This window comes from Aromatoleum sp. (assembly GCF_032027225.1).
In the GTDB taxonomy this organism is placed as follows: domain Bacteria; phylum Pseudomonadota; class Gammaproteobacteria; order Burkholderiales; family Rhodocyclaceae; genus Aromatoleum.
The window spans coordinates 1-6,083 of the sequence record NZ_JAVSMM010000039.1 but is presented as its reverse complement, the minus strand read 5'-3'; the positions used below and the strand labels follow the sequence as shown (position 1 = coordinate 6,083).

The 6,083-nt window shown below is 64.9% G+C and carries 7 protein-coding genes and 1 pseudogene; all 8 read right to left on the bottom strand.

Translation table 11 applies throughout. The features are described 5' to 3' along the window. Window positions 1–249, bottom strand: a pseudogene (locus ROZ37_RS21895) (hypothetical protein); the annotation flags it as partial. Window positions 250–840: 591 nt separating this feature from the next. Continuing rightward, window positions 841–1,668, bottom strand: a complete 828-nt coding sequence (locus tag ROZ37_RS21890; RefSeq protein WP_312662839.1) for a DUF932 domain-containing protein — start codon at window positions 1,666–1,668, stop codon at window positions 841–843. A 91-nt stretch (window positions 1,669–1,759) separates the two neighbouring features. Further along, complete coding sequence (locus ROZ37_RS21885; RefSeq protein WP_312662838.1) at window positions 1,760–2,371, bottom strand: DUF3275 family protein; 612 nt, start codon at window positions 2,369–2,371, stop codon at window positions 1,760–1,762. A 56-nt stretch (window positions 2,372–2,427) separates the two neighbouring features. Beyond that, the gene (locus tag ROZ37_RS21880; RefSeq protein WP_312662837.1) at window positions 2,428–2,976 is read right to left on the bottom strand and encodes an STY4534 family ICE replication protein; all 549 of its coding nucleotides are present in this window, start codon (window positions 2,974–2,976) and stop codon (window positions 2,428–2,430) included. Window positions 2,977–3,320: 344 nt separating this feature from the next. After that, complete coding sequence (locus ROZ37_RS21875) at window positions 3,321–3,686, bottom strand: DUF3085 domain-containing protein (protein WP_312662836.1); 366 nt, start codon at window positions 3,684–3,686, stop codon at window positions 3,321–3,323. A gap of 66 nt (window positions 3,687–3,752) precedes the next feature. Next, window positions 3,753–4,550 carry a GTPase gene (locus ROZ37_RS21870; RefSeq protein ID WP_312662835.1) on the bottom strand — a complete coding sequence of 266 codons (798 nt, stop codon included), beginning with the start codon at window positions 4,548–4,550 and terminating at the stop codon, window positions 3,753–3,755. 290 nt (window positions 4,551–4,840) lie between these two features. After that, a complete protein-coding gene (locus tag ROZ37_RS21865) occupies window positions 4,841–5,557 on the bottom strand; it encodes an ABC transporter substrate-binding protein (protein WP_312662833.1) in 717 nt (238 codons plus the stop codon). 250 nt (window positions 5,558–5,807) lie between these two features. Then, the coding region (locus tag ROZ37_RS21860; protein WP_312662832.1) for a hypothetical protein at window positions 5,808–6,083 on the bottom strand (276 nt) is incomplete at its 5' end.

The window sequence follows — 6,083 nt, the reverse complement described above, 5'->3', positions numbered from 1 at the left end:
CAGGTTCTCGACGTTGCCGACGAAGACCGGGATGGATGCGCCCTGCTCGGTGATGACGTGGAACTGATCCAGTCCCTGTTCATCCCGGCCGAGGGTCAGGCGGGCGAGGAACTCCTGAACGGCGGTGTCGCGCGCCCAGATGGAGAGAAAAACCAGGTTGCCGTTCTCGTCACCGATGCAGCCGTCGGCCATCAGGTCGGGGCATTCGTCGATGCGATACAGCGTCTTGGAAGAATGGGTAGCAGGCATGGTGTTGTCCTCGAAGGAATCGGAGACAGCACGGCCCGCCGGGGCAGTCGCTGCCCCAAGGGGTGGAAGAAAGCGCCGGGAACGGCTTGGCGAAGAGAACGACCTGTGCGCCGCAACGCACCGGAGCCTTGAAGGTCTTGGCTACCTGGGCATGTTGTCGGCAACGCCGACGGACATGGGGACAGATTGCTTCAGGTGATCAATGGGCCGTAGCGAAAAACCGCTTTTCAGTGTGCCCTTGTTTGCCCGCTTGGCCCCGATACCCTGAGGAGGGCGCTGGCTATCAGTACCTTCGCTCCAGTTCGCTGTAGCGCGGTTCGGCAACCCGGGCGGGTCAAATGCAGACTTCGGCCACAAGCGAAAGCTCAGCTTCTCAAAGTTGCTGCCCGTCAAAGGGCCGGTTCGCTCTGATATATGCCCGGCGCGTATCGCGCGTGCCTCAGGAAGAGGCGTTCGTCAGCGGACGATCGAACAGTCTGCCAACTAAAGCAACGATCAATCCAGATGTTTGTCGGCCAGGAATTTTGACATCAGGTCCGCAATCTGCACGTTGTTGAGGTCGGAGAACGATGAGCACGATCCGCTTGGGGGTCAGGCTTTCAGGTTACGCAGGCCTTCCGCGAGCAGCCAGAGTGCCCGGTTGAGCCGGACATTCTGATCGATGCCCTGGACAGGCCGGGTGCGCTGCTGTCGCCCGTTGGCGCTACGGCCGGTCAAGCCGCCTTTGACGAGGTTCTCCTGGACCCGGTTGAACGTGGACCACAGGTCCGCATGGTTATCGTCGAAGCGACGGGGGCGCAGGACCTGGCTTTCCGTGATCGGCAGGGTCTTGCCAAGTTCGTCGTACTTGAGGACCAGGGCTGATCTGGCGAAGACCTCGGCCTCGCCGTCGTCGAGTGTGATGGCACGCATGGCGTCGCGCGAGTCCTGCACTTGCTCAAACCCATGCAGCACCTCGTAGGCGCCCTCGATTACGTGATCGGTGACATTGCCCTTGTGGGGTACGCGCACGTCGGCGAAAGTGTCGCCGCACACCAGGCCGTTCTGACAGACGAAGCGGAACATGCCCGCCAGCATCTGGTAGCTGCTCGTGCCATCGTGCGAGTTGAGCAGGATGATCTCGTTGGCCTCGGCGCCGTTGATCTGACTTGCGTGGCGAAGGCGCAGCATGTGCTTGGTGTAATCGCGGCGGTCCTCTTGGCGCACGCGGGTCTGGCACACCATGAACGGCTGGAAGCCTTCCTTGCGCAGTTCAGTCAGCACAGCCGCCGTGGGGATGTAGCTGTACCGTTCGGATCGGCTCTCGTGCGGGGTGTCCGCGTAGATGGAGGGTGCGACGGTGCGGATCTGGTCATCCGACAGCGGGTGATTCGACCGCAGCACCGGAGAACGATAAGCGAAGCGGGATGCGAGTTGCATGACGATCTCCTTGGATAAGAGACCGGAGCCCCGCCCCGCCGGGGAAGGAACCCCGGTGGGTGGTGGAACGCCGCTGGCGCGGCGGTTGGAATCAGGCCTTGGCGAGATGCCAGTCCTGGGATAGCGGAGCGAACTCATAGCCAAGCGCACCGAGCCGGTCGCGCTGCTGGCGCAGAATGCGGCGATCGACAGTGGCGTCGAGCTTGACGATCTCGCCCAGCGGCCAGATCGCACCGAACAGCGCCGCGTCATCCGCGTCGGCCGTGGCCTCGGGGGATGCAGCGGCCGGCGCGCTGCCAAACGGCGTGGTATCGACCAGAGGATCGCGCGGGTTGCGGGACTTCGGCCTGGCCGGCGCCTTGGGTGCGGCCGGCGCGGGAGCCTGCGCTTCCTCGTCGATCGGGTCGACTTCCTGCGGACTCAGCCGGCGGGCTTCGTCGCGGCTCAGGGCGTCGATGTTGGACAACGTCATTCCGCCCAGAAGGGCGCGGATTTCGATGACCATTCGGCCGTTGGCACTGTACGTTGAGGGGCGAATCTCAGCGATGACGAAATCGCCCTCGTACTTGCCTTCGGCGTACTGGTCGAGCTCGGCGTTCTTCACGACGAACTCGCCGATAGAAGTCGCGAGGCGGCCGACGTTGAAGTCGCCGTTGCGACCATGGATCGTCTTGATGGCCAGTTGGCCGGGGAGGGTGATCATGAAGGTCTCCTGCTGACGAAGAGAAGCCGAGGCCCCAGGAAACGGGGCCTTGCGAATCAGAACGACTCGGCGGCAGCCAATGCGGGGGCATCGGCATCGTCGGAAGCTTCGGCGGTGGAGTTGGAAGGCTCCTGTACCGAGGCTTGCTGCGCAGCGGACGCGTTGGAAGCTTCGGGGATTTCCGCGTCGCGCGCGTCGGCATCGGTCGGCTTGGGTTCGGCCTTGTAGACGAGCTTGCCGTCGACCTTGATCCAACTGACGAACAGCAGGCGGGCCTTGAGGCTCACCCCCTGTTCGCCGGCACGCTTGCCCTTGGAGTAGGTGAAGGTGTCGGTCCACAGGTCGCCCAGGCGGAAGCCGATCATCACCTTCTTCTCGGCGTCGACCGCCTGAATGCAGCGGCGCACCAGGTGCTGCGCTTCCGAACCCGATACGCGCGTGTCGAAACGCACATACGAGACGTCATCGCTGGGACCGTTCAGAGCCGCGATGTCGCAGGCCAGGAACGCATCGCCTTTCTTGGGCTTCACTTCGCGGATGCGATTGAGATACCCGAGGCCGGTGATGTGCAGATCGAAGTAGGATTTTTCGGTGGAAGTGGTCATGGTGAATCTCCTGGGAACAATGAGGCGGAGACACACCCGACCCAAGGCGGGGAAGGTGTGGAACCCCCGCGTGGGTTGATGGAACAGCTTGGAGGCATCGCCATCGAGAACCGATGGCCGTTCGCGCATGGATGCCGGTGCGAACTGGAGTGATCAACGCGGTCGGAACCGCGTCGCAGCCTTGAAGATCGTGGCTGCCTGGGCATGTCGCTGACGGACCTCAGCGGAACATGGCCGGAAGCGTGGCGCCAGGACGGCGCGCAGGCGAGCGGCAATCGGCACTCGCGGCTGTCCGCATTGCCGGGAAGAAAGAGGCCCCCGGAGCGGGGGCCAGGGATGGGCGGTCAGTTGCCGCTGGGCGTGGAAGGAACCGCCTGCAGCGACAGGTGTGTCGCGGTGGCGGACACGTCGAGGTCGTCCTCGCTGTGCAGGATGCGCGCAAACACGCCCTCCTGCGGATCGAAGAACTCGCCGAGGTCGTCGCCACCGAACTCGGCGCGCGCCAGCTCCCACCAGTCATCGAACGCATCGACATCCGGGTTGCAGCCGGCGGCATAGGCGATGGTCTTCTGGCGACCATCGGGTCGGCGCTCGCCGCGCTCGGGCAGGAAGTACACGCCGTGATCCTTGACCAGGATGACGCGGCACTGATTCGCCACCGCTTCGGCGAGCACGGGCCGCAGCTCCGTGCCTTTGAATCGAACAGTCATGGGTGTGATCTCCAGGGAGGCAGGAAGAGAGGCTTCCCGCCGCGAAGGCGGGAAGCTGCTGGGAGGTCAGTGCCGGACAGCCTTGCGACCCGACAGGCACTGCACGCGGATGCGTCTCCAGCTCCCGTCGTCGATCAGCCGTTCCAGCGTCTCGCCGAGGGTGTCGAAGAACACCTCATCGACCCGTTCGACCAGCTCGCCGGCGCGGTGCAGCTCCACCGCGTAGAGGTCGAGGCCACGCTCATACAGCACGGTGACGCGACCCTGGAACTTCATCGTGGCGACGGTGAAGCCGATGGCCGGTGGCGTGCGGATGGTGTCGGCGGGCAGCGGATCGACCCAGGTGATGTCCCGCGCACCGGCATCCACCAGCATGTGGGTGATGCGCCGGAAGCCGTCGGGAGCGGGCAACTGCTCCAGTTGGTCGATCAGTTCCTGCAGCTCGGGGCAGCGCGGCTCGGGGATCGGCAGCTTCGCCGGTGCGGAACCGAGCACGAACCGCTTCACCGTGTAGGGCTGGCCGTCGGCGGTGAACTCGGTCTGCTCCTCGGGCGTGTCCGCCCGCTGACCGTCGAAGCGGCGTCTGACATAGGGTTCGACCTGCACCTTGGCGCCCTCGTCGGGCACTTCGGTCACGAGCGTGCGATCGAGTACCGCGAACTCGGCCCGTCCCGTCTTGACGACGATGGCCTCGTCGGTGGTGGCGATGACCTTGCCCTCGAATGGCTTCGGGTCGATGTGAAAGCCCAGCGTCGAAACCTTGGGCTGGCCGTCGAAGATGTTGAACTTGAACGAACGGACGTTGGAAGGCACATGACCGACGACGAGCGCCGGCATCTGTGCGCGGATGGCTTGCGTATCCATGGGGAGACTCCTTGTGGCAACCAAGGGACTCCCGCCTGCAAGGGAGGTCGGTCCCTTGAGGGTGAGGTGGATGGACGCGGGTGCGCCCGGAGAACGAAGCAACCAGCACGGCGAACCGCGCCGCAGTCTCGAAGGTCTCGACTGCCTGGGCATACTGCCGGCAACGCCAGCGAACATGCGGCCAGCGTGCGGCACATGGCGGCGACCGTCCGTTGGGAATCGGCAATGCGCCGGCACCGCGTTCCGCGCAAAAGAAGAGCCCCGACGTGGGGGCTCGAATGGGTTGCGGGTTACTCGTCGTCGTAGAGCGTCAGCCCGTCCAGCACGGGCGCGTCGGCATCGAACACCAACATGCGAACGTCGGCGAGCGCAGCCAGGTGCAACACTTCCACGAGGGACTCCGGCACGCCCTTGGCCCGGTGCTCCTGCCGCAGCTCTTCGGCGGTGATGCCCTCGACATGCTGCAGGTTCGCATTCGTCCAGGGGGTGGCGATCAACTTCACGCCGATCGCGGGGCTGTACGGGATGCGGAAGGCGACGAACAGAAAACCGCTCGGCGTGGCGATGTCCGCCAGTTCGGCGAGGAAGCGGCCGGCCTCCTCGGTGATGTGCGCCGAACTGATTTCCCAAGCACGGCTGTAGAACCCGGTCTCGAAGCGCAGGCGGCGTACCACCTCGCGCGCGGCTTCCTCGGAGTAGGTGTCGCCGACGTGCAGCGGCTTGCCGGCTTCTTCGGCCATGACGGCGTAGACGACGTTTCGGGCGATGCCGTGGCTGGGGCACTGCGCGTCCAGCTCGGGCGGCACGTTCTGGCCTTCCGTGATCAGCGCGAAGTCGTCGCAGAAGACGCAGGCATGGCGCTCGACCTGGCTGTCCGGCAGGTGCGACTGCGAGACGTGCAGCGGCAGATAGCTCAGCGGGCAGTCGTCGTCGTAGGAAATCGCCAGCAGCCGCTGCACGGACAGGCCACCGTAGCCGCGGACGAAGGGGTTTTTGGAATGAGACATGGGATTGCTCCAGCAGAGGATGGCCGAGGCAATCCCCTGCCGGGGATTGAACCCCAGCGAGTGGATGAAGTGGCAGCCGGTCAGCCGGCCGCGGCGTCGGGCCGCCCTGGTGGCGGGCGGTGCAGGTCAGTGGAAGATGGTGATTCGGGACATGGCCGCTCCTGCGAAAGGAAGGAGGGACATGGCCCCGAACGGGGACGCATGTCCCTCGTGGGGTGGGATGAAAGGACGGTGGGTTGCCAGGCGCGGTTCACCAGCCGTTGTAGTGCAGCGTGAGATCAGCGATGACCTGGCGCCGTTCCAGATCGAGGCCGCCGAAGTCGGACAGCCCCTCGAAGCCGCAACGCTTGAGCATCGCGCCGCCCTCGCGGGAGTTGTAGAAGCTCACCATCGCGGACAGGAACATGCGTTGACCGCTGCTCAGCACGCCCAGGGCGTCGTTGAGCATCAGCATGTTGGGCCGCAGGTCCCACTTGGTGGTGGCACGCTGCAGACCTTCGCGTGTGCCGTCGCCGAACCACTCGTG

Excerpts from the sequence above, each read along its gene's own strand:
- ROZ37_RS21890 (WP_312662839.1), bottom strand. The coding sequence starts at position 1,668 with ATGCAACTCGCATCCCGCTTCGCTTATCGTTCTCCGGTGCTGCGGTCG.
- ROZ37_RS21885 (WP_312662838.1), bottom strand. The coding sequence starts at position 2,371 with ATGATCACCCTCCCCGGCCAACTGGCCATCAAGACGATCCATGGTCGC.
- ROZ37_RS21880 (WP_312662837.1), bottom strand. The coding sequence starts at position 2,976 with ATGACCACTTCCACCGAAAAATCCTACTTCGATCTGCACATCACCGGC.
- ROZ37_RS21875 (WP_312662836.1), bottom strand. The coding sequence starts at position 3,686 with ATGACTGTTCGATTCAAAGGCACGGAGCTGCGGCCCGTGCTCGCCGAA.
- ROZ37_RS21870 (WP_312662835.1), bottom strand. The coding sequence starts at position 4,550 with ATGGATACGCAAGCCATCCGCGCACAGATGCCGGCGCTCGTCGTCGGT.
- ROZ37_RS21865 (WP_312662833.1), bottom strand. The coding sequence starts at position 5,557 with ATGTCTCATTCCAAAAACCCCTTCGTCCGCGGCTACGGTGGCCTGTCC.